The organism is Luteimonas cucumeris, assembly GCF_007830035.1.
GTDB classification, from domain to species: domain Bacteria; phylum Pseudomonadota; class Gammaproteobacteria; order Xanthomonadales; family Xanthomonadaceae; genus Luteimonas_C; species Luteimonas_C cucumeris.
Map to the genome: position 1 here is coordinate 15,454 of NZ_VLKN01000001.1, position 20,712 is coordinate 36,165.

Sequence of the window (20,712 nt, forward strand, 5' to 3'; positions counted from 1 at the left end):
CGGCAAGCAACCGAACCCCATCGATGCACTATATTGGTGCAATGCTTCCCGGCGCTCCCGATCTCGACCGCCTCACCACGCCGCTGGCCTGGACCGACGCCGGCGGCCGCATCGAAGGCAGCAACGCCGCGTTCGCGCGCTGGCTGGGCGTCAGTGCCCGGCGCCTCGTCGACCAGCCACTGGTGGCGTTGGAAACGGACGGCGATGTCCTGCGCCGCGCGTTGTCGGCCGACGCGACGGCGACGATGCCGGCCGAGCCCTTGCGGCTGCGCCGCATCGCCCTGGCCTGGCTCGGTGGCGAGCCGCGCTTCGCCGATGCCTGGCTGACGCGCGACGAGGAGGGCGGCGGCTGGTTGCTGGAAGCACATCCGGTCGACGAGTTCCCCGGACAGGATCCGGCTATCGCATTGCCTGGCGCGTTGTCGGCGGCGTTGAAGGGACTGGCGCACGAACTGCGCAATCCGCTGGCGGGACTGAAGGGCGCGGCACAGCTGCTGGCGCGGCGCAGCCACGACGCGGGCGGGCTGGCGGATGAAAACTCGCGCGAACTCACCGGTCTGATCGAGTCGGAAGTCGAGCGCCTCACGCAACTGCTCGACCGGCTACTGTCACCGACGCCACCGGCCGCGCACGCGCCGCTCAACATCCACGCCACGCTCGAACGCGTGCTGCGCCTGGCCGAAAGCGATGCCGGCTGGGCGGTGCGATTGCTGCGCGATTACGATCCCAGCCTGCCGGAACTGCACGGCGACGCCGACCGGCTGACGCAGGCGACGTGGAACCTGGTGCGCAACGCGATCGAGGCCGGCGCCGCCAACATCACCCTGCGCACGCGCGCCGAACACGGCGTGCGCATCGGCGACGTGCTGCATCCGCTGGTGCTGCGTCTGGAGATCGTCGATGACGGCCGTGGCGTGCCGGAAGACCTGACCGAACGCCTGTTCCTGCCGCTGGTCAGCGGTCGCGCCGATGGCAGCGGTCTGGGGCTGGCGCTGGCGCAGCAGGTGGCGCGCGAGCATGGCGGGTCGCTGACTTACCGCTCGCGGGCGGGGCATACGGTGTTTACGGTGTTGCTGCCGTTGCGTGTCGAGGAGGAGGTGGGCGATGGGCAGCAGTGATGCAACGGCAGGAAATGCAATGGTAGGCGTGATCGTCGCCCATCCGCTTTCAAGCCGTGATTCCCGCGCCCTTCGACAGGCTCAGGATGAGCGAGGCGGGAATCCAGCGACTTTGTTTTGCTCGTCATTCCGGCGGAAGCCGGAATCCAGTGACTTTGATCTTGCCATTGGTGTTGCGAAGCGTTTGCCGACCTTCCAGGTCGGGTTTCCGCCTGCTGTCGCAGTCGGGTCACTTTCTCTTGAAGGGTCAAGAGAAAGTAACCAAAGAGAAGGCCCTTCCCCGATCAAAGCTAACGTTGCACTTTGCAGTCCTCGTAGATTTTCCGACTCGCCCTCCTGGCTCGGTCGGAAAACGGCGGCCATCCCTGGCCGCCGCCCTCCGGGTCTGGATGCAACGCTGGCAGACAAAGGCAACGGCTTTACATCTACTGAAAATGGCTTGATCCCTGCAAGGCCTCGTACGCGCCATGAAGCTGCGTATTGCATGGATGCTGCCTGTTTTTTTTCTCGAACAGCCGACGAAAAATCCAGACCCGAAGGGCGGCGCACAGGACGTGCGCCGTTTTCCGACCGAGCCATGGGTGAGGCGGTGCTGCCTGCGAGCCATTGGCTCGCGCACCGGCGAACGCCCGCGCTGCTGGCGCGGGCCGGTCTTTTGCCGAACGCAAATGGCGAGTCGGAAAATCCCGTCGGACTTCCCAGAAGCCGGATTGACGTGTCGGGGAAGGCCCTTTCTTTTGGTTACTTTTCTTTGGGCCAGCAAAGAAAAGTGACCCGCCGCCAGGCGGAAGCTCTTGCTGTTCGCAAAAAGCAGGCATCAATCATCACCACGCAGGTGATCGCATGACCCCTCAACCTCCCCGGATCTGGGTCGTAGACGACGACCGCGCCGTGCGCTTCGTGCTGGCCACCGCGTTGCGCGAGGCCGGTTACGAAGTGGACGGATTCGATTCGGCGCAGGCCGCGCTCGATGCCTTGCAGATGCGGCCGTTGCCGGACCTGCTGTTCACCGACGTGCGCATGCCCGGCGACGATGGCCTGGTGCTGCTCGACAAACTGAAAGCCGCGCACCCGCGCCTGCCGGTGATCGTGATGTCGGCCTATACCGACATCGCCAGCACGGCCGGTGCCTTTCGCGGCGGCGCGCAGGAGTTCCTCTCCAAACCATTTGACCTGGATGAAGCGGTCGCCTTGGCCGAACGCGTGCTGCCGCAGGCCGCCAGCCACGACGCACCCGTCGCGCCGACGCCGGCAGCAGCGGATGCGATGCTGCCGGAAGCGTTGATCGGCGACACGCCCGCAATGCGCGCGCTGTTCCGCAGCATCGGCCGCCTCGCACAGGCGCCGGTGTCGGTGCTGATCACCGGCGAGACCGGTACCGGCAAGGAATTGGTCGCGCGCGCGCTGCACCGCGAGTCGCCACGCGCGCGCAAACCGTTCGTCGCGCTCAACACCGCGGCGATTCCCGCCGAACTGCTGGAGAGCGAACTGTTCGGCCACGAAGCCGGCGCGTTCACCGGTGCGCACAAGCGCCATGTCGGCCGCTTCGAACAGGCCGACGGTGGCACCCTGTTCCTCGACGAGATCGGCGACATGCCGTTGTCGCTGCAGACGCGCTTGTTGCGGGTGCTGGCCGAAGGCGAGTTCTTCCGCGTCGGCGGTCGCGAACTGATCCGCGTCGACGTGCGCCTGATCGCGGCCACGCACCAGCCGCTGGAAGCGCTGGTCGCCGACGGCCGCTTCCGCGCCGACCTGCTGCATCGGCTGGACGTGGTGCGCCTGCAGCTGCCGCCGTTGCGCGAGCGCCGCGAGGATGTGCCGAAGCTGGCCGAGCGTTTCCTGTTGTCGGCCGCGCGCAAGCTCGGCGCGCCGGCCAAGCGTTTCGCCAGGCCGGCGCTGGAACGGCTGCAGGCCCACGACTGGCCGGGTAACGTGCGCGAACTGGAGAACCTGTGCTGGCGCCTGGCGGCGCTGGCGCCAGGCGAGACGATCACGCGCGCCGACCTGGACGACGCGATCGCCGTATCGACGCCCGTGCCGGCCACCGATGCCGACGACTGGGAATCCGCGCTTGCGCACTGGGCCAGCGCGCAGCTGGCGCAGGGCAACGAAGGCATCCACGCGCAGGCGCGCGAGCGTTTCGACCGTGCATTGCTGGAAGCCGCGCTTGCGCATACCGGCGGCCGCCGCAGCGAGGCCGCCACGCGGCTCGGACTCGGCCGCAACACGCTCACGCGCAAGCTCGGTCCGGGACGCAAGCGGCGTTGAAACGGCTGGCTTCATCGTTCATGCACTCCGGCTTCACTAACGTGTTCGCCGTCATCGCCCGGCGGTCTGTTTGATGCGGCCGCCCACATCCGCCACCGGTTTCGAAAGTACTCGCAGCCAACCGCGCACACATCGGAATCCCCGCATGCGTTTCGTACTGTCCGTCATCGTCCTGTCCACCGGCCTGGTGGCGTGCAGCAGCGCGCCGCCCACGCGCGAGGCGGCGCCATCACCGTCGCTGGCGACCCGCGGCACCGCGAAGCAGGCGGTGGCCAACCTGGCATCGGCCTCGGCCAGCCTGGTCAGCGGACGGATGATGCTGGCGTCGACCGGCAACGGCGTGCGCATCACCGGCGAGGTCGGCGGGTTGAATCCCTACGGCGCGCATGCGCTGCAGCTGCACGAACGCGGCGACTGCAGCGCGGTGGACGCGAGCAGCGCCGGTGTCTATTTCGATCCGGTGCGCGGCAGCGGCGCGGCGGCCGGCAACAACCGCGACCGCATCGTCGCCGATGGCGAAGGCGTGGCGCATGTCGACCAACTGGTGCCCGGTGCGGTACTCGGCGGCGGCGCGCGCAACGACATCGCCGGACGCGCGCTGGTGGTGCTCGGCGCGACCCGCGGCGCCAGCAGCGCGCGCGTGGCCTGCGGCGTGATCACGGTGAAGCCGTGAGGCGCAGGCGCTGATCCGTCAGGTTGCGGCAGCGGCCGTGGCCAGATTTTTTTTCCATGTTCGAGAGGAGGTGTCCGATGCGTACTACCCATACCCTGTTGTTGCTGTCCACCGCGCTGATGCTCGGTGCCTGCCAGAAGCCGGAACCGGCGACCCCGGCGACGGAGGCCACCACCGCAACGCCCGAAGCAGCACCGGCGCCGGCTGAAACCGCGGCGAGCACACCCACCGTGGCAGCGAGCGCGACAGCCACGCTCAAGCCCACCCAGGGCAACCAGACGGCGGGCGAAGTGACATTCACCGTGGTGGACGGCGGCATCGAGATCAGCGGCACGATCAGCGGCCTGAAGCTCGGCAGCCAGCACGGTTTCCACGTGCATGAAAAAGGCGATTGCAGCGCCGCGGACGCGAGCAGTGCTGGCGGTCATTTCAATCCCGCCTCCAGCCAGCATGGCCAGGTCGGGCACGGCGCCCATCACGCCGGCGACAGCAACAACATCGCCGCCGACGACCAGGGCGTCGCCACCGTCGCGACGCGACTGGAAGGCGCGACGATCGGCGACGGCGCGTCGACCGATGTCGTCGGCAAGGGCGTGATCGTGCATGCCGATCCGGACGACTACGTGACCCAGCCCACCGGCAACGCCGGCGCGCGCCTGGCCTGCGGCGTCATCGCGTTGTCGCAATAACGCGCACAAACGTGGAGACCCGCTATCGCATCCGTGCCGCGCAGGCGAACGACCTGGCGTGGCTGGCCGAATGCGCCATCGCGATGGCGTGGGAAACCGAACGCAAGCGACTCGATGCCGGCACGGTGCGCGCCGGTATCGAGGCCGGGCTGGCGGACGCCGCCAAGGCGCGCTATTTCGTGGCGATGCGCGATGCCGCCGCTGCCGGCGCCGAAGTCATCGGCGTGCCGGTCGGCACGCTGATGCTGACCACGGAATGGAGCGACTGGCGCAACGGCGACTGGTGGTGGATACAGAGCGTGTACGTGCTGCCGGCGCATCGTCGCCAGGGCGTGTACGCGGCGCTGTACCGGCATGTCGCGCAGTTGGCGCGCGACTGTGTCGGGGTGATCGGATTGCGCCTGTACGTCGAGAAGGACAACGTCGTCGCGCAGCGCACGTATGCCGCGCTGGGCATGGAGGACGCCCGCTACCTGCTGTATCAGGACTGGTTCAAGCCACCGGCGGCATAGGCGTCGCTGGGTAGCTGTCGCTACGGCGACGGTTGCGAGTTCTGTTGCTGTCATCCCGAGCGCAGCGAGGGACCTGTTTCTCGCGCTGGCAGCAGGTCCCTCGCTGCGCTCGGGATGACAGGCAAAAGGGCGGGCCGATTGCGGTCCATGCAAGCCGCCTACAACTCCTCGGCCGCCTTGCCGTTGCAATGCACGAACGTCACCGGCACGCCGTGCGCCTGCAGCACCGCGGCGATCTGTCGCTGGCGCGCCTCGAAATGCGCGAAGCGCCGCATCAGTGCATTGGTGTCGACGGCAGCATCGGCCAGGTAGCGCTGGCGCCAGGTATCGGGCGAAAACAGGGCGATGTTCACCTCGCCGCGCACATAGCGCAGCAGCGGCTCCGGCGGTGCGTCCAGCCAGGCTTCGCGCTGCGGCGCCAGCAGTGCGGTTTCGATCAGCGGCCACAACGCTTCCAGTCCCTGGTTGCGATATTGCAGCGCGGTCATCGCCGCCAGGTCGTGCACGGTCAGGTAACGCGCGTGCTCGATGCGGCTGCCGAAGCCTTCCTGCGCGCACAGCGCGGCATCGGCCTGGGCCATGCCGCGATCGAGCAGGATCTCCTCGAACTCGGCGGCGACCGCCTGCGCCAGCGCGGCGTCGCCGACCAGCAGGAACGGCAGCACGCGCAGGCTGCCGCCGTGCAGGTCGGGATCGGCGTGGAAAGGCAGCGGCACCTGGCCGCTGGCATCGGCGCCGAACGCGATCAGGCGCGGACCGTCGTTGCGCTGCGGCGCGCGCTGGCGCAGTTCGTCCAGGCGCCGATGCAGCACCCAGCCAGGGCGCAGAACTTCGGCCGGATCGAAATGGGCGGCGGCGAAGGCCAGTTCGAGCCCGCGCACGTCCGGCACCAGCGCAGCGAGGTCGCGACCGAGCAGGCCGGCGAGGCGACCGGCGTCGGCCTGCGACAACGCCGGCTGCGCCGGTTGCACGCCGGGCATGAACTCCAGGGCGAGCACGCCGAAGACATCGGTGGCGTCGCTGGCAGCGGTTGTGACGATCATCGAAGGAATCGTGATTGGCCGTGCACAGGCGCGGCGTTAGACTTGTTCGCATTATGACCCGCCAGCGTCGGCGGGTCGCGCCAGCGAGGTCATCCGATGTTGCAAGGCCGCCCCGTCGCCGTGCTCGGCGGCGTCCGCATTCCCTTCTGTCGCCAGAACACGGCCTATGCCGACGTCGGCAACCTCGGCATGTCGGTGCGCACGCTCGGCGCGCTGGTCGAGAAATTCGGCCTGCACGGGCAGCAACTCGGCGAAGTGGCGATGGGGGCGGTGATCAAGCACTCCAGCGACTGGAACCTCGGCCGCGAAGCGGCGCTGTCGTCGGGGCTGTCGCCGCTGACGCCGGGCATCACCCTGCAGCGCGCCTGCGGCACTTCGCTGGACAGCATCATCACCATCGGCAACAAGATCGCGACCGGGCAGATCGAGGTCGGCGTCGGCGGCGGCAGCGACACCACCTCCGACGTGCCGATCGTGTATGGACAGAAACTGCGCCGGCGCCTGCTGGCGGCCGCGGCGGCGAAGACGCTGAAGGACAAGCTCGCGCAGTTCAAGGGTTTCCACTTCCGCGAACTCAAGCCCGACTTCCCCGGCGTGGCCGAGCCGCGCACCGGCAAGTCGATGGGCGAGCACTGCGAGGACATGGCCAAGCAGTGGAACATTTCCCGCGATTCGCAGGACGAGTGGGCGCTGTCCTCGCACCAGAAGATGGCCGCCGCCTACGAGCGCGGTTTCTTCGACGACCTGGTGGTCAGCTTCCGCGGCGTCGCGCGCGACAACAACCTGCGCGCCGACAGCACGCTGGAGAAACTGGCGTCGTTGAAGCCGGCGTTCGACAAGACTTCCGGACGCGGCACCCTGACCGCCGGCAACTCGACGCCGCTCACCGACGGCGCCGCGGCGTGCCTGCTGTCGACCGACGAATGGGCGCAGGCGCATGACCATGAAGTGCTGTGCCACATCCGCGACGCACAGGTGGCCGCGGTCGATTTCGTGCACGGCGAAGGCCTGCTGATGGCACCGACCGTGGCCGTGCCGGAAATGCTCAGGCGCAACGGCCTGACCCTGCAGGATTTCGATTTCTACGAAATCCACGAAGCCTTCGCCGCGCAGGTGCTGTGCACGCTGCGCGCCTGGGAGAGCGAGGAATACTGCAAAACCCGCCTCGGCCTGGACGCACCGCTGGGCCGCATCGATCCGGCCAGGATCAATCCCAACGGCTCATCGCTGGCCGCAGGCCACCCGTTCGCTGCAACCGGCGCCCGCATCGTCGCCACCGCCGCCAAGGAACTGAAGCAACGTGGCGGCGGCCGCTGCCTCGTGTCGATCTGCACCGCCGGCGGCATGGGTGTGGTCGCGATCCTCGAGCGTTGACGTGGTGACGTAGGGCGGGCCCAGGCCCGCCCATTGCGATGCGAGACGGCGACCGTAGGCACGGTTTCGTACGTTGGCTGACGCCAACATTTCCGGGGTTGTGGTCGTGGGCTATCGCCTGAATTCAGCCAACCCGCGTCATGAGGCCCGATTCCAATGAAGCCACGAAAGCGAGTTCGTGATGAATGATTTTAGGCCTACATCCCGGGGAGTTGGCCTGTGAACTTGCCATTCGCGTCGTATAGATAAACCGGATTCCCGCCTTTTACCTTCACACACGAATAGGTCAACGGGTCGTAGGCGATTTGAGAAATAACAGATTGACCTTGCTCGTAAGGAATTACTTGGAAATTGCACCCTGCCCCGCCATGGCCACACAGGACCTCAGCCCTTCTAATCGTTTCGGCTAGCACTTGGCGCTGCACCGTAGTGAGCTGGGAAACGGGAGGCATACTCCCGCACTCAGGAACTCGATTTTGCTCCGCAGCAGAGCAGGCAGATATGAATATAAAGCCGACTGCCAGAAAATTCTTCATGTAGGCCTAATGCCTAGATCAAAAATCGACCCGCGAAGCGGTTCGGATTGAATGAAGTGTCAGGCATCACCGACGCGCCCATTTTTCTTCTGGGGCGACGAGAAACCTGACATGCGCAAAAAAGTAGCCCAGAGTAAATGCCGGCGCCAGCATGCCGAGACCTCTTAGGTCTGACAGATCGCGCGCGATTAAGAAAAGCAGGATCGTCATAACGCCAAAGAACCAGCGCCATGACACCTTTCTCAGATCCTCGTAGCAGTCGTATCCGAAGTAGGGGCTAAATAACTTACCTCGACGTCTGCACAAGAGCACCCAGTACACCAAATAACCAACTGCGACAATCACAAGCGGCGCATAAGCTTTCATATGATACCCATGCTCATGCCCGATTTGCGCCGTGCCGTGGAGCAGCTTCGGCTTGAATGGATTGTCAGGGGGCGTTTGGACATTCTTGTGGCGTAAGGAGCACGCCAGCAGGCCAATCAATTGACGCATGCCCATTCTCACTGGATATCTCCAGCGCCCAACAGTAGAAAGGGGGCAACCCGATTTCCTTGCGACGCGCATCCAGTTTGCTGGGTGTGACGATGTCGTAGAACCGGATGGTGCTGTCAGGCAGGGTAAAGAATTGCATGCCGTACACTTGTGGCTGGTTGGTAAGCCTACGGTTCCGGTCAACCAGGACAGCCAGATCCCATGGCTCCGCCTTCTTGCCGAGAACGGCATACTTCAATTGCTGAGTGGCTAGCACCTGATACTGCGGGTCCATGTCGGCATGCTGTGTAAGCAGCCATGCGGCCTTTGCAGCTTGCTCTCCGACTGCCGATTTCCTGGGCCAACCGCACTTCTCAAGCACGGCACGCATATATGTCGTGTTCTCTGCGTCAATGCGAAGAGTCTCATTCAATGCCTCTTCTGATTGAGAAGAAACAGCAAGAGTTTTTCTCGCGGTTTGATCGGCTTCCTTGCGTTGCAAAAGCTCGCGTTGCAACGAACTGGGTGTGCAGTCTTGAGCGATCGCACCAATCGGCCACAGCATTACAATTGCGAAGGCGAATCGAAACATCGCATGCATCCCTGATGCCTGATCAGTCGCCCGGCTCACGAGGCGGGTCCGACGTGAATGAATTGTTGGCCCACCTGCGGCTCCCCACGCATTACGCCTTCAATCCATTCGACGTAATGGCTGAGCCGGACATTGCAGGTGATTTGACCATAGCGCCCGGGCCGGGCAGTCCTGACATCGCCTTGGACGACTTTCCAGGAGGCCAGCCCGGCCAACGACCATTGGTCTTCGTCCCGGATGAGCACGGGACCGCCGCTGTCCCCGTTTCCCAGTACGCCTTCAAGGGGCAGGCCGATGGTGGCTCGTCGAACACATAGCAAGACCAGCGGTCATGGGCACTGGTGATTTTATTGAACGCGCGGCGTAGCTCCGTCCGATTGGGGCCTTTGGGGTCGTGCCCGGTGGCTCCCGTAGCCGTCGCGCCTTTCCCCACGATCTTGACGATCTGGCCTGGCTCGTCGCTGTCGCTGTAGATCGCGACAGGAGGTGACATCCGCCACGGGCTGGGTCAATTTGACCAGCGCGATGTCGTCGGATGAGGCAAGAAACACCACGATCAACATCGCCTCTCCGCTGGCCATCGCCGGATCGATCAGCTCTTGTGGCAGCGTCTTGTACCCGGAGTGCACGACGACGCGCTCGACGTCCCTGGCTGCTCCATTGATAACTACCTGCTTGAGTTCTGAATGCGCCGGGATCGTATGGGCGGCAGTGATGACCCACTGGGGAGCGATCAATACGCCGTGCCCCTCACCGGGCATGTCGACGAGAGCGGAGAACTCAGAAGCCGGAATCCGATACTTCGAGTCATCAACGTCATGTCGAATGACGATGGCGCTGGCGGTTGATGACATTGCGAGAAGGAATATGAGCAATGAAGATCGGGTCACGTGCGATGCCTTGAGGGGGCTGACGCCGACCCTAGAAGTCGGTTGGCTTGCAGAAAGGGGTCGAGTGAGGGCCGAACGCCCCGACGCGCCACCTTCGGCCAGAATACCGTCGCCGCCCGCCAGGCGCGCCGAAGCAGCGGCGGATGAAGGGCCAACGACGGCATGAAAAGCGCCGAGCATGACCCTTGATAGGACTGCCGAGGCCCAAAAAGCGCCAACATCGGCGCGCAAAGTGCCAAGCCTGCCGCTCGCAGGGCCATGCACGGCACTTTTTGTGCCAGGCATGGCGGAAATTCGTCTTGGGGTCAACCCGAAAAGCGGCGGGCTCGGCACATCCAGTGCCGGCGGTGGCCCTTTCAGCGACACGGGTGGCGAAAAAAGCGCCACGCGTGGCACTTTCGTGCATGAGGTCGAGATCGAACGTGGCGACGGAAGCGCAAAAAGCGTCGAGGGAACCGCTTTGCGTGCCGTAGGTGGCAACGGGTTTGGGGATGGTGGGCCGAGGGCCCACCCTAGGTGCGAATGGGTGCGGCGACGCACAGTTCGCGCCTGATCGCGGCTTCCGCTGTCGCACGGATCGCCGGCCAGTTGCGCCTGCCGTCTTCGCGACGGGTTTGAGCGGCGGGCATGCGCGCATGGACGAGGCGTGCCTGCGACCACGAGCGCGCCGGCGACGGCACGAACAGTGCGATCACTTCGCCGTTGAGTCCGGCGCTGCGATCGACGCGGCCGCGCCGGTCGAGCCGGCCGAGCCGGCCGTACAGCGGCTTGGCCGCGTAGTAGCCGAGCAGGCGCCGTTGCTGGCGCAGCGCATGGAAGTCGTCGTCGTGCAGCGGATAGCGGAAGTAGTGGCGTGCGCCCGGCACGGTGCCCAGCGCGGATGGATCGAGCGAGCGTGGAAGCCGGTCGGCCACGGTGGCGATGTTATTCGCGCAGGCGCGGCATGCCGTGTTCGTTGCGTTCTTCCACGGCGGCCTGGTCGTAGATCTTCTGGCGCAGGTCGCGGCCGGCCAGTTCCTGCACCGGTTCGTTGCGCGAGGCGCGCAGTGCGTTGGCGTAACTGAGCCGCGCGCGCGGTTCGTCGCCGGCGGCGGCGAGGCCGCTGCCGAGTTCTTCCCAGGCGGCGCTGCCGGCGCCCTGCGCCAGGGCGCGATGCAGGTATTCCTCGGCCTGCGACCATTGTCCCTGCGCGCGTGCGAGTCGTGCCAACGCCAGCAGCAGCGCGGGGCTGGACGGGTGGGTCTGCAGCCAGCGTTCGGCATTGGCGCGGCGTGCGTCGAGGCGGCCGATCAACAGGCGTCCGTACAGGTCGGCCAGCGATTCGTCCCAGCGCGTATCCAGCGCCTGCTCGAGACTTTTTGCCGCGGCCTCGTCCCAGCGCAGTGCCGCCGCGCGTTCGGCGTAGGCGGCGACGACCTCGGCTTCGCTCTTGGCGGTCTTCGGCAACGTTTCCCAGCGCTCGGCCAGCACGTTGGCATCGGCGGCCTGGCGCAGCGAGGCCTCGGCCCAACGCGCCTGTAGTTCGTCCAACCGCTCGTCCGGCAGCGCGTTCTGTTGCCGCATCGCGCCGAGCAGGCCATAGGCCTGGCCGGCCTGGCCGGACGCGGCCAGCGCTTCGGCGCGCAGCACCAGGCCGCGCGGCGGCAACGGCTGCGCGGTGGGTGCGTCGAGCGCGACCAGCGCATCGGTCGGACGATGCTGGGCCAGCGAACGTTCGGCGACGGCAATGGCGCGCGAAGCTGGATGACGCTCGCCGAGTGCATCGAGGTGCTGCTGCGCGGCGACGGCGTCGCCACGGGCATCGGCCGCACGCGCGGCGGCAATGCGTGCGACCGCTTCGACGTGTTCGTCCTCGGCGGCCTGCAGCAGCAGCTTCTCCGCACGCGCCCAATGACCTTGGTGCAGGGCGTTGAGGCCGTCGGCCAGCCGCGCGCGCGATTGCTTCTGGCGCATGCCGCGCCAGGCGCGGAACGGCAATGCCAGCAACGTCCACAGCACCCACAGCGCGAACACCAGCGCCAGCAGGATCAGCAGGCCGGAAGTGACGGTGGTGGTGTAGTCATGACCGCGATAGCGCACCAGCACGTAGCCGGGATCCTGCAGCAGCAGTTGCGCGACCAACGCGCCGACCACGGCCAGGGCCAGCCAGAACAGGATGTTGCGGAACAGGTTCATCGCAGGCTCCTTGCGGTGCTGTTACAGCGTGCTTCGACGACGGCTCAGCGCGCGCCGCGCAAGGCGCGCAGCTGTTGCAGGCTGCTGCCGAGCACCGGCAGGTCCAGCGTCAACGGCTGCGCCTGCAGGCTGCGCAGCTTGTCGCGGCGTGCGCGCAGTTCGGTCGAGTCTGGCCACAGGCGCGTGAGCCAAGCGTCGACGCGCGCCAGCGCGGTGCGCCAGGCAGCGGCATCGCGACGTTCCAGCGCCGCGCGCGCCAGCGTCAGTTCCAGCTGCATCGCGGCCAGGCCGGCGCCGCGGTCGACAGGTTCGACGATCACGTTGCCCTGCGTCGGCCTGATCTCGACGATGCGTCCGAACGCGCGTTGCCACCACGACAGGTCCGCCGATTCCACCGCGCGACGACGCTGCGGCAGCGCCTGCAAGGTCGCGGCGAAGGCTTCCAGCTTGCCGGCAGCGGCGTGGCGCGGATCGGCGCCGACGGCGTCCAGCGCGGCACGTTCCTGCGCCAGGGTCTGGCGCAGGCTGAGGTAGGCGGGATCGTCGATGCCGTCGAGCACGCCGGCGGCAAGCGCATAGCTGCGGCGCGCGCCGTCCAGGTCGGAGGCCAGATCCAGCCGCTGCGCGGCGCTGGTCAGCAGCAATTCGACTTCGTCCAGGCGCAGGGCCTGCGCGCCGTGGCGGTCGGGATCGGCGAGCCGGGACAGGTTGTCCTCGAGCAGCGCGGCGCGCTGGCCGATGCCGAGCAGTTCGTCGCGCAGCACGCGGTTGGTGGCGTCGGCCTGCTGCAGGCGCTGTGCCTGCGAGCGCTGGTCGCGGCGCAGGGCGTCCAGGCTCTCCTCGAGCAGGCCCACGCGCTGCTCGGCGTCGGCGACCTGCGCCTGCGCGCTGGCCTGGCGCGACTGCCAGGCCTGCCAGCCCCACCAGCCGGCACCGGCGAGCAGCAGCACGGCAAGCAGCCACCAGCCCCCTGAGCGGGTGCGGCGGATCGGGACGGAAGAGGTCGGGTCGTTCACGGAAAAGGTCTGCGCAAGGCCGCTCATGCTAACGGAAGCGGGCCTGCGGCCGCATGCGCCGCTGCCGCGAGCAGGGCCGCGGGGCGCGCACTGTCGGCGACGATCACGTCGTCGAATCCTGCCGCGCGCGCCAGCGCGGCCAGGCGCGCACTGGCCGCGATCGCGCGCGCGAGCCGCAGCTTGTCGGCCAGTTCCGGCGGCAGTGCGGCCAGCGTGCGTTGCAGGGCTTCGCCGCTGCTCAGCGCCAGCGCGTACGGCGCCGCCAGCGCGCGCAGTCGCGCCAGCGCCTGCGGATTCCACGCGATCGGCTCGCGGGTGTAGACGTCGCAGCGCACGACGCGTGCACCGCGCGCGACCAGTGCGGGCGTGATCGTGCCGCGTCCGCCCGGTGCGGTGACCAGGCCGACACGGCTGCCGCGCAGGGATTGCAATGGCGGCAGCGCCAGCAGGCCTTCGCTGTCCATCCGCGTCGGTGCGTGCACCTGTGCGACGCCGGCGCGATGCAATGCGCGCGCCGTGCCTTCGCCGACGGCAAGCCAGGTCTGCCCGCGTCGTGCGCGCAGGCGTTGCAGCGTCGCCGCGGCCTTGACGGCGGCAGGGCTGGTGAACAGCACGCGTTCCAGTTGCAGGGTTTCGCGCAGGCATGCACGCGTCGTCGCATCGTCGAGCAGCCGCAGTCGCCACGGCGACAGCGCCAGCACGCGCGCGCCGTGGCGCGCGGCGGCGCGGCGCAGTTCGGCGTGCTCGCCGGCCGGGCGCAGCGAGATCAGCTGCCAGCCGGCGAGCGCTCTGTCGGAGGAGATCGGAGACGGCACGACGACAGCTTGGCATAGCCATCGAGCATCGGGCACGTATCCTGACACTCGATCCCAAGACTCGGACATGATGAATACCGACACCGCACTCGCGAAACTCGATGCCTATTACCAGGCGATGCCGCCCGTGGCGGCGATGCACCTGCGCATTGCCCACTACGACGGCGAACGCCTGCGTCTGCAGGCGCCGCTGGCCCATCACGTCAACGACAAGGGCTGCGCGTTCGGCGGCAGCATGAACTCGCTGATGACGCTGGCCTCGTGGGGCCTGGTATCGATGCGGCTGGAAGCGGCCGGGCTGCATTCGGACGTGTATGTGGCCGACAACCAGGTGCGCTACCTGGCGCCGCTGTTCGCCGACCTGGAAGCCGAAGCCGAGTTGTCGACGGAGGCGTCGTGGGACGACTTCATTGCCAGCCTGCGCGCGCGCGGCCGCGCCCGCACCCACGTCGAAGCGCGCGTGCCGCTGCCCGATGGTGGTGTCGCGGCGACGTTCCGCGCGCGCTTCGTCGCCTTCGCCAAGGGTTAGGATGCACGCCAGGTCCAAGGGGAGTGCGGCGATGATGCGCAAAGTCATGATCGTGCTGGCGGTGCTGTTGCTGGCGCTGGCCGGCTGTGACGGCAAGCAGAAGAACGCGTTGCTGGCCGCCCAGAACGCCTACGCCAGCGCGATCCGCTGGGGCGAGTACGAGAGCGCCTGGCAGCGCGTCGATCCGGAGTACCGCGAACAGCATCCGCTGACCGAACTGGACCTGGAGCGCTATGCGCAGGTGCAGATCTCCGCGTATCGCGACCTGGACAGCACGGTGCTGCCCGACGGCAGTCCGGCGCGGCTGATCGAGATCGGCGTGATCAACCGTCACACCCAGGCCGAGCGCAGCGTGCGCTATCGCGAAGAATGGCGCTGGGATCCGGAGAAGAAGACCTGGTGGGTGCGGCAGGGGCTGCCGGACCTGTGGGCGGGTAGCTGAGGGGTTGTGGGAGCGGCTTCCAGCCGCGACAGCAATTGCCAGCGGTACTTCGCGGCTGGAAGCTGCTCCCACAGCAAAGTGGGCTTTCTTTGCGCCGTCGCCGCGACTCGGCGACAATCGCGGCCCGTGTCGCGCCGATGATCCCCACTTGAATTTCGAAGAACTGCTGGCCTTCGCCGGCCGCAATCCGATGCTGTCGATGGCCCTGGTCGGCCTGACGGTCGCCATCGTCTACCTGGAAGTCGCCCGCCTGTTCCGTCCGTACAAGGCGTTGCGCCCGGCCGAACTGACCGGCCTGATCAACCGCGAGGACGCGCTGGTGGTGGACCTGTCGGCCATCGGCGACTTCGAGAAGGGCCATATCGCCGGCAGCCGCAACGTGGCGCCGAGCCAGTTCGATCCCGAAAACAAGCTGCTCGCCGGCGCGCGCGCGCTGCCGGTGGTGGCGGTATGCCGCAACGGCCAGGCTTCGGCGGATGCCGCCAAGCGGCTGAAGAAGGCCGGCTTCGAGAAGGTGTACTGGCTCGACGGCGGCATCGCCGCCTGGCAGCACGCGGATCTGCCGCTGGTGAAGGGCAAGGGCTGAAAGCAGGGTCTGGGATCTGGGGGCTTGCAGTGATGCGCGCTTCCGTTTTCAGCCCCCAGATCCTAGCCCCCAGTCCCCGTTCCACCCCCATGCAATAATCCCGCTCTTACCCGCAAGCACAACCGAATTGGAGTAGCACCATGTCCGACGAAACCAGCAACGGCGCGGCCGCTCCGGCCGAACAGGCCGCCGGCGCCACCTTCGTGGTCGAGAAGCTGTACCTGAAGGACGTTTCGTTCGAAGCGCCGAACGCGCCGCAGGTGTTCAACGAGCAGGGCCAGCCGGACCTGCAGATGAACCTCAACCAGCGCGTGCAGCGGCTCGGCGACAACGTGTTCGAAGTCGTGCTCGGCATCACCCTGACCTGCACCGTCAACGGCAAGACCGCGTACCTGGCCGAAGTGCAGCAGGCCGGCGTGTTCGGCCTCAGCGGTTTCGCCGACCAGGGCCTGGACGCCATGCTCGGCACGCAGTGCCCGAACGTGCTGTACCCGTATGCGCGCCAGGCGATCGGCGACCTGATCCAGGGTGGCGGCTTCCCGCCGTTCTACCTGCAGCCGATCAACTTCGACGCGGTCTATGCCGAAGGCCTGCGCCAGCGCGCCGAGTCGCAGCAGAACGGCGAGCTGTCCTCCGGCACGGAGACGGCCGGCAACGCCTGAGCCATGACCACCGCGCCCTCCGTGGCGGTGTTGGGCGCGGGCTCCTGGGGCACCGCGCTGGCTGCGCTGATCGCACGGCACGATCATCCGGTCGTGCTGTGGGGTCGTGACGCCGATGGCGTCGCGGCCATCGACCAGCGCCACGAAAATCCACGCTACCTGCCCGGCATCGCGCTGCCGGAATCGCTGCGCGCCACCACCGACCTCGCGCTCGCGCTGCGCGGCGCCGAACTGGTGCTGGTGGTGGTGCCGTCGCACGCCTTCGCCGAAACCTTGCGCCTGCTGGCGCCGCATCGTCCGTCCGGCGCCGGCGTGGCCTGGGCCACCAAGGGTTTCGAGCCTGGTTCCGGGCGTTTCCTGCATGAGGTCGCCGCCGACATCCTCGGCGAAGACGTGCCGCTGGCGGTGGTCACCGGTCCGTCCTTCGCCAAGGAAGTGGCGCTCGGCCTGCCGACTGCGCTGACCGTGCACTCCGACGATGCCGCGTTCGCGCAGCAGGTCGCCGACGTGCTGCACGGACCGGCGTTTCGCGCCTACACCGGCAACGACATGGTCGGTGCCGAACTCGGCGGCGCGATGAAGAACGTGCTGGCGGTCGCCACCGGCGTCGCCGATGGCATGCAGCTGGGCCTCAATGCGCGTGCCGGCCTGATCACCCGCGGCCTCAACGAGATGCTGCGCCTGTCCGCGGCGATCGGTGCGCAGCCGGAAACGCTGATGGGCCTGGCCGGCCTCGGCGACCTGGTGCTGACCTGCACCGGCGACCTGTCGCGCAACCGCCGCCTGGGCCTGGCGCTGGGCCGAGGGCAATCGATCGCCGACGCGGTGCGCGAGATCGGACAGGTGGTCGAGTCGGTGCAGACCGCCGACGAAGTGATGCGCCAGGCGCAACGCCACGGCGTGGAACTGCCGATCTCGCGTGCGGTGCAGGCGGTGCTGCATGGCGAACTGACGCCGGCCGATGGCTTGCGGCAACTGCTGGGGCGCGAGCAGAAGGCGGAATATCCGGAAACGCTGTTCCGCTGAGCGCACGTTCGCTCCGCTGCTCTTGCTTGTAAGCCGTCATCCCCGCGTCCTTCGACAGGCTCAGGATGAGCGAGGCGGGACAAGCGCGAAGCGCGTAGAACGTCCGAAGGACGGCCCCGAAGGGGTGAGCGGAGCGAATAATCCAGTGACTTTGCATGTTTCGGAGCATTTGCCGACCTTTCAGGTCCAAGGGCTTCCGCCCGCTGCGCGAGCGGGTCACTTTCTTTTGCTGACCCAAAAGAAAGTAACCACTGCGCCGCAGGCGCGAACGGCGCAGCCGGCCCGAAGGGCGAAGGGCGCAGCCCTGAGTAAAGAAAAGGGTCTTCCCCGATCACAGCTCCCGTAGCGGTGTGCAGTCCTCGTAGATTTTCCGACTCGCCCTCCTGGCTCGGTCGGAAAACGGCGCACATCCATGTGCGCCGCCCTGCGGGTCTATGGGATTGCGAGCGTTTTGTGCGTCGGCAAGCCAAGCCAAACCGAATCAATCAGCCAAAAAAAGCCCGGCCGAAGTCGGGCTTTTTGTTTTCGCTGATCACGCTCAGAAGCTGGCGCGTACGCCGATCAGGTATTTGGTGGCGTCCACGCCTTCGCCCATTTCGCCTGCTTCCAGTTCGCCGACCAGGCCCCAGGTCGGGTTGAACTTGACCTGCGCGCCGACCAGGGCGGAGAAGCCGTCGAAGTCGCCGCCGCTGTAGCTGCCTTTCACGTAGCCTTCGAAATTCTCGTTGAAGGCGCTGCGGAAGCCGACGCTGGCGCGATAGCCGTCGGCATCGGCGTCGCCGAATTCGTCGACATCGAGTTCCTGGCGCAGGTAGCCGATCTCGGCCAGCACGTCGGTGCTGTCGCTGAGCGGATAGTGGTAGCCGACGCCGAGCTGCAGTTCGCTGAAGTCGAGATCGATGCCGGCATCGTCGTTGGTGGCGGAGCCGTAGCTGCCGAAGAAATGGAAATCCTTGCCCGCTTCGACCGAGCCGCGGACCTGGAAGCCGTCGAAATCGGCATCGCCGACGTCGTCGACATCAATGTTGAGACGTGCATAACCGGCCTCGAGATAGGTGTAGCCCGGCTCGGCCGCGAAAGCGGTCAACGGTAAAGCCGCCAGCGCGAACGCCAGCACCAATTGCTTCTTCATGAAATCCCCTGTCCTGTATGTGTATGGCCGCGATCGCGGCGCCAGAATGATAAATTATCGTTAATCAGGCCGGCAACCGCGTGCATGCCCCCGCATAAAAAAGCCCGGCCGAAGCCGGGCTTGGATCGCGACGGCCGGGGGAGAGAGCCGTCAATCGCGATGTCGTGGTGCGATTACCAGGTCAGGCGCGGGCCGACGAACCATTGCGTGTCGCCGTCGGCGAACTTGACGTCGGTGCTGACGCCCCAGTTCTGGTTGAACTTGTACTGCGCGCCGACGCGGCCGTAGAAATCGCCATCGACGCGGCTGATGCGGGTGTCCTCGAAGTCCTCGTAGCCAGCCATCGCATAGCCTTCGAACTGCGGCGTGAGTGCGGCACGTGCACCGACTTCGGCGCTCCAGCCATCGAGGTCGAGGTTGTAGCCGGGATCGAATTTCTCGTAGGCGACGCGCGTCACCAGATCGACCGTCGGCGCGATCTCGTGGTTGTAGCCCACGCCGACGCGCCACTGGTCGATGTCGAAGTTGCTGTCGTCGAGCTTCTGGTTGTTGTAGCCGCCGAACAGGTGGAAATTCGGGTGGATTGCGACCGAGCCGTCCAGGCCCCAGCCGTCGGCATCGGCGTCGCCATTGGTGGCGACATAGCCGCCCTGCACATAGTTGTAGGAAAGGCCATCGGCCGCGGAAGCGGCGAAGGGCAGCGCAGCCAGCAGGGTCAGCGCGAGCAAGGATTTCTTCATGGGGGTGAAGCCTCTGATTGGTTATTTTTTGACCAGCGCTGAGGCGATCACGCGATCCCGTTCGCAGCCGGTGCACGCAGTATCCGCGGCACCGGATAACGGAAACTGAATATTGGACTCACAAGTTCTGAAACTTTCCGCCGATGTTCAGGTCAGGCGCGCATGCATCGCGCCGCATCGTGCATGGACAAACATTCCGGAGTGTTTGAGGCTCGCAGAGGCTAGCGACGCACGTCGAAGCCCGTGCCCGCCATCACCGCTTCGATTTCCATCTGGTTGGCCCGGCTGAAATCGCCGGGCTCCGAATGCTTGAGACAGGCGGCGGCAAGGCCGAAATGCAGCGCGTCGGCGTCGGTCATCGCCGACGACAGGCCATGCAGCACGCCGGCGGCGAAGGCGTCGCCGGTGCCGATGCGGTCGACGATCGCGGTCAGGGTGTAATCCGTGGTGCGATGCACGCCGCCGTCGCGCGTCACCATCATCGCGCCGAGTTCGTGGTGGTCGACGCTGTGTTGGGTACGCAGGGTGGTGACGATGCGCTGCAAGTGCGGGAATGCACCGAAGGCCTGCCGCGCGGCGGCCTCGATGCGTTGTTCGCGGCTGTCACCGGACGTCGTTTGGCCCAGCACCAGTTCGATGTCGCGATGATCGGCGAAGGCGATGTCGGCCTCGGCGAACAGCTGCCGCAATACCACCGGCGGATCGCTGTCCCAGGCCGCCCACAGCTTGGCGCGGTAGTTGCCGTCGAACGACACCTGCACGCCGGCGGTGCGCGCGACGCGCGCGGCGGCGATCGCGGCGGCGGCGGTCTCCGCGCCCAGCGCCGGAGTCACGCCGGACAGGTGCAGCAGGTCCGCCCCGGCCAACAGTCGCGGCCAGTCGTAGCCGCTGGCGGATGCGAGTGCGAACGCGGACTGCGCGCGGTCGTACAACACCTCGCTGGCGCGGTGCATGGCGCCGGTAGCCAGGAAGTACAGGCCTTGCCGGCCCGCACCCGTGTGCACGGCAGCGACATCGACGCCGTGGCGGCGCAGTTCGCCGACGGTTGCCACGCCCAGCGCGTTGTCGGGCACCACGCTGACCATCGCCGCCGCATGCCCCAGCTGCGCCAGCGCGACCGCGACATTGGCCTCGGCGCCGCCGACGACCACATCCAGACGCGGCGTCTGCAGCAGGCGTTCGTGGCCTGGTGCCCCCAGTCGCAGCAGCAATTCCCCGAAACACACGATGTTTTTAGGCATGTCCCCTCCCTTACCGGATCGGCCCTCGAGCGGCCATCTTGCACCGCAGCATGCTTCCGCCGAAACCTTTTGCTAGGGTTTTGACCAGCGGTGTCATTTTGCGGGCCAGGACACCATACCAAGCACGACTAGCCAGTCAATAACCGTCGCCAGAGCGGGTTGGCTCCACCGGAGGGGAT

General features: G+C 66.8%; 23 protein-coding genes. 12 read left to right on the top strand and 11 right to left on the bottom strand.

Annotation, left to right across the window (positions count from 1 at the left end; genetic code table 11):
• Nucleotides 1–41: 41 nt before the first annotated feature.
• The 6 genes from IP90_RS00080 to IP90_RS00105 all read left to right on the top strand — a co-directional run bounded on the left by IP90_RS00080 (nucleotide 42) and on the right by IP90_RS00105 (nucleotide 5,260).
• Nucleotides 42–1,118, top strand: a complete 1,077-nt coding sequence (locus IP90_RS00080) for a two-component system sensor histidine kinase NtrB (RefSeq protein ID WP_242007426.1) — start codon at nucleotides 42–44, stop codon at nucleotides 1,116–1,118.
• Complete coding sequence (locus IP90_RS00085; RefSeq protein ID WP_144897452.1) at nucleotides 1,105–1,965, top strand: hypothetical protein; 861 nt, start codon at nucleotides 1,105–1,107, stop codon at nucleotides 1,963–1,965. Before IP90_RS00080 ends, IP90_RS00085 begins: the two co-directional genes overlap by 14 nt.
• On the top strand, nucleotides 1,962–3,386 hold the full coding sequence (gene ntrC, locus IP90_RS00090; protein WP_144897454.1) for a nitrogen regulation protein NR(I): 1,425 nt from the start codon (nucleotides 1,962–1,964) through the stop codon (nucleotides 3,384–3,386). Before IP90_RS00085 ends, ntrC begins: the two co-directional genes overlap by 4 nt.
• Nucleotides 3,387–3,531: 145 nt before the next feature.
• The gene (locus IP90_RS00095; protein WP_144897456.1) at nucleotides 3,532–4,059 is read left to right on the top strand and encodes a superoxide dismutase family protein; all 528 of its coding nucleotides are present in this window, start codon (nucleotides 3,532–3,534) and stop codon (nucleotides 4,057–4,059) included.
• A gap of 77 nt (nucleotides 4,060–4,136) precedes the next feature.
• Entirely contained in the window at nucleotides 4,137–4,748 is a 612-nt protein-coding gene (locus IP90_RS00100) for a superoxide dismutase family protein (RefSeq protein ID WP_144897457.1), read from the top strand.
• A gap of 11 nt (nucleotides 4,749–4,759) precedes the next feature.
• Nucleotides 4,760–5,260, top strand: coding sequence for a GNAT family N-acetyltransferase (locus IP90_RS00105; protein ID WP_242007427.1), 501 nt, complete (start codon nucleotides 4,760–4,762; stop codon nucleotides 5,258–5,260).
• A 158-nt stretch (nucleotides 5,261–5,418) separates the two neighbouring features.
• Here IP90_RS00105 and IP90_RS00110 read toward each other — a convergent pair whose 3' ends face one another.
• Nucleotides 5,419–6,303 (bottom strand): hypothetical protein, encoded by an 885-nt coding sequence (locus tag IP90_RS00110; protein WP_144897459.1) that lies wholly within the window; start codon nucleotides 6,301–6,303, stop codon nucleotides 5,419–5,421.
• 96 nt (nucleotides 6,304–6,399) lie between these two features.
• Here IP90_RS00110 and IP90_RS00115 point away from each other — a divergent pair, with 96 nt between their 5' ends.
• Nucleotides 6,400–7,677 (top strand): acetyl-CoA C-acetyltransferase, encoded by a 1,278-nt coding sequence (locus IP90_RS00115; protein ID WP_144897461.1) that lies wholly within the window; start codon nucleotides 6,400–6,402, stop codon nucleotides 7,675–7,677.
• A 602-nt stretch (nucleotides 7,678–8,279) separates the two neighbouring features.
• Here IP90_RS00115 and IP90_RS00120 read toward each other — a convergent pair.
• The 7 genes from IP90_RS00120 to IP90_RS00150 form a co-directional block, all read right to left on the bottom strand.
• Complete coding sequence (locus IP90_RS00120) at nucleotides 8,280–8,708, bottom strand: hypothetical protein (protein WP_144897463.1); 429 nt, start codon at nucleotides 8,706–8,708, stop codon at nucleotides 8,280–8,282.
• Complete coding sequence (locus IP90_RS00125) at nucleotides 8,644–9,318, bottom strand: DUF6624 domain-containing protein (protein WP_144897465.1); 675 nt, start codon at nucleotides 9,316–9,318, stop codon at nucleotides 8,644–8,646. Before IP90_RS00125 ends, IP90_RS00120 begins: the two co-directional genes overlap by 65 nt.
• 308 nt (nucleotides 9,319–9,626) lie before the next feature.
• Nucleotides 9,627–10,454 (bottom strand): trypsin-like serine protease, encoded by an 828-nt coding sequence (locus tag IP90_RS16790; protein WP_144897467.1) that lies wholly within the window; start codon nucleotides 10,452–10,454, stop codon nucleotides 9,627–9,629.
• 227 nt (nucleotides 10,455–10,681) lie between these two features.
• Nucleotides 10,682–11,083, bottom strand: a complete 402-nt coding sequence (locus IP90_RS00135) for a hypothetical protein (protein ID WP_144897469.1) — start codon at nucleotides 11,081–11,083, stop codon at nucleotides 10,682–10,684.
• Nucleotides 11,084–11,093: 10 nt separating this feature from the next.
• Nucleotides 11,094–12,344: a heme biosynthesis HemY N-terminal domain-containing protein gene (locus IP90_RS00140; RefSeq protein ID WP_144897471.1), complete on the bottom strand. Its 1,251-nt coding sequence runs from the start codon at nucleotides 12,342–12,344 to the stop codon at nucleotides 11,094–11,096.
• A 44-nt stretch (nucleotides 12,345–12,388) separates the two neighbouring features.
• Nucleotides 12,389–13,360 (bottom strand): uroporphyrinogen-III C-methyltransferase, encoded by a 972-nt coding sequence (locus tag IP90_RS00145; protein WP_242007428.1) that lies wholly within the window; start codon nucleotides 13,358–13,360, stop codon nucleotides 12,389–12,391.
• 23 nt (nucleotides 13,361–13,383) lie between these two features.
• Nucleotides 13,384–14,175, bottom strand: a complete 792-nt coding sequence (locus IP90_RS00150) for a uroporphyrinogen-III synthase (RefSeq protein WP_242007429.1) — start codon at nucleotides 14,173–14,175, stop codon at nucleotides 13,384–13,386.
• A gap of 70 nt (nucleotides 14,176–14,245) precedes the next feature.
• On the opposite strand from IP90_RS00150, the gene IP90_RS00155 reads away from it, so the two are divergent.
• From IP90_RS00155 to IP90_RS00175, 5 genes are all read left to right on the top strand, one after another.
• On the top strand, nucleotides 14,246–14,704 hold the full coding sequence (locus IP90_RS00155; protein ID WP_144897476.1) for a YiiD C-terminal domain-containing protein: 459 nt from the start codon (nucleotides 14,246–14,248) through the stop codon (nucleotides 14,702–14,704).
• Nucleotides 14,705–14,735: 31 nt separating this feature from the next.
• Nucleotides 14,736–15,146, top strand: a complete 411-nt coding sequence (locus IP90_RS00160) for a hypothetical protein (protein WP_242007430.1) — start codon at nucleotides 14,736–14,738, stop codon at nucleotides 15,144–15,146.
• A 148-nt stretch (nucleotides 15,147–15,294) separates the two neighbouring features.
• Nucleotides 15,295–15,732, top strand: a complete 438-nt coding sequence (locus IP90_RS00165) for a rhodanese-like domain-containing protein (RefSeq protein WP_144897478.1) — start codon at nucleotides 15,295–15,297, stop codon at nucleotides 15,730–15,732.
• A gap of 140 nt (nucleotides 15,733–15,872) precedes the next feature.
• Nucleotides 15,873–16,394: a protein-export chaperone SecB gene (gene secB, locus IP90_RS00170; protein WP_144897480.1), complete on the top strand. Its 522-nt coding sequence runs from the start codon at nucleotides 15,873–15,875 to the stop codon at nucleotides 16,392–16,394.
• A gap of 3 nt (nucleotides 16,395–16,397) precedes the next feature.
• Nucleotides 16,398–17,420, top strand: a complete 1,023-nt coding sequence (locus IP90_RS00175; protein WP_144897481.1) for an NAD(P)H-dependent glycerol-3-phosphate dehydrogenase — start codon at nucleotides 16,398–16,400, stop codon at nucleotides 17,418–17,420.
• A 538-nt stretch (nucleotides 17,421–17,958) separates the two neighbouring features.
• Here the strand turns inward: IP90_RS00175 and IP90_RS00180 are convergent.
• From IP90_RS00180 to IP90_RS00190, 3 genes are all read right to left on the bottom strand, one after another.
• The gene (locus IP90_RS00180; RefSeq protein ID WP_144897483.1) at nucleotides 17,959–18,552 is read right to left on the bottom strand and encodes an outer membrane beta-barrel protein; all 594 of its coding nucleotides are present in this window, start codon (nucleotides 18,550–18,552) and stop codon (nucleotides 17,959–17,961) included.
• A 173-nt stretch (nucleotides 18,553–18,725) separates the two neighbouring features.
• Nucleotides 18,726–19,292, bottom strand: coding sequence for an OmpO family porin (locus IP90_RS00185; RefSeq protein WP_144897485.1), 567 nt, complete (start codon nucleotides 19,290–19,292; stop codon nucleotides 18,726–18,728).
• Between the two features lie 221 nt (nucleotides 19,293–19,513).
• A complete protein-coding gene (locus IP90_RS00190; protein ID WP_144897486.1) occupies nucleotides 19,514–20,533 on the bottom strand; it encodes a sugar kinase in 1,020 nt (339 codons plus the stop codon).
• Nucleotides 20,534–20,712: the final 179 nt, after the last annotated feature.

Excerpts from the sequence above, each read along its gene's own strand:
- IP90_RS00080 (WP_242007426.1), top strand. The coding sequence starts at position 42 with ATGCTTCCCGGCGCTCCCGATCTCGACCGCCTCACCACGCCGCTGGCC.
- IP90_RS00085 (WP_144897452.1), top strand. The coding sequence starts at position 1,105 with ATGGGCAGCAGTGATGCAACGGCAGGAAATGCAATGGTAGGCGTGATC.
- ntrC (WP_144897454.1), top strand. The coding sequence starts at position 1,962 with ATGACCCCTCAACCTCCCCGGATCTGGGTCGTAGACGACGACCGCGCC.
- IP90_RS00095 (WP_144897456.1), top strand. The coding sequence starts at position 3,532 with ATGCGTTTCGTACTGTCCGTCATCGTCCTGTCCACCGGCCTGGTGGCG.
- IP90_RS00100 (WP_144897457.1), top strand. The coding sequence starts at position 4,137 with ATGCGTACTACCCATACCCTGTTGTTGCTGTCCACCGCGCTGATGCTC.
- IP90_RS00110 (WP_144897459.1), bottom strand. The coding sequence starts at position 6,303 with ATGATCGTCACAACCGCTGCCAGCGACGCCACCGATGTCTTCGGCGTG.
- IP90_RS00115 (WP_144897461.1), top strand. The coding sequence starts at position 6,400 with ATGTTGCAAGGCCGCCCCGTCGCCGTGCTCGGCGGCGTCCGCATTCCC.
- IP90_RS00120 (WP_144897463.1), bottom strand. The coding sequence starts at position 8,708 with ATGCGTCAATTGATTGGCCTGCTGGCGTGCTCCTTACGCCACAAGAAT.
- IP90_RS16790 (WP_144897467.1), bottom strand. The coding sequence starts at position 10,454 with ATGCCTGGCACAAAAAGTGCCGTGCATGGCCCTGCGAGCGGCAGGCTT.
- IP90_RS00140 (WP_144897471.1), bottom strand. The coding sequence starts at position 12,344 with ATGAACCTGTTCCGCAACATCCTGTTCTGGCTGGCCCTGGCCGTGGTC.
- IP90_RS00155 (WP_144897476.1), top strand. The coding sequence starts at position 14,246 with ATGAATACCGACACCGCACTCGCGAAACTCGATGCCTATTACCAGGCG.
- IP90_RS00160 (WP_242007430.1), top strand. The coding sequence starts at position 14,736 with ATGATGCGCAAAGTCATGATCGTGCTGGCGGTGCTGTTGCTGGCGCTG.
- secB (WP_144897480.1), top strand. The coding sequence starts at position 15,873 with ATGTCCGACGAAACCAGCAACGGCGCGGCCGCTCCGGCCGAACAGGCC.
- IP90_RS00175 (WP_144897481.1), top strand. The coding sequence starts at position 16,398 with ATGACCACCGCGCCCTCCGTGGCGGTGTTGGGCGCGGGCTCCTGGGGC.
- IP90_RS00180 (WP_144897483.1), bottom strand. The coding sequence starts at position 18,552 with ATGAAGAAGCAATTGGTGCTGGCGTTCGCGCTGGCGGCTTTACCGTTG.
- IP90_RS00185 (WP_144897485.1), bottom strand. The coding sequence starts at position 19,292 with ATGAAGAAATCCTTGCTCGCGCTGACCCTGCTGGCTGCGCTGCCCTTC.
- IP90_RS00190 (WP_144897486.1), bottom strand. The coding sequence starts at position 20,533 with ATGCCTAAAAACATCGTGTGTTTCGGGGAATTGCTGCTGCGACTGGGG.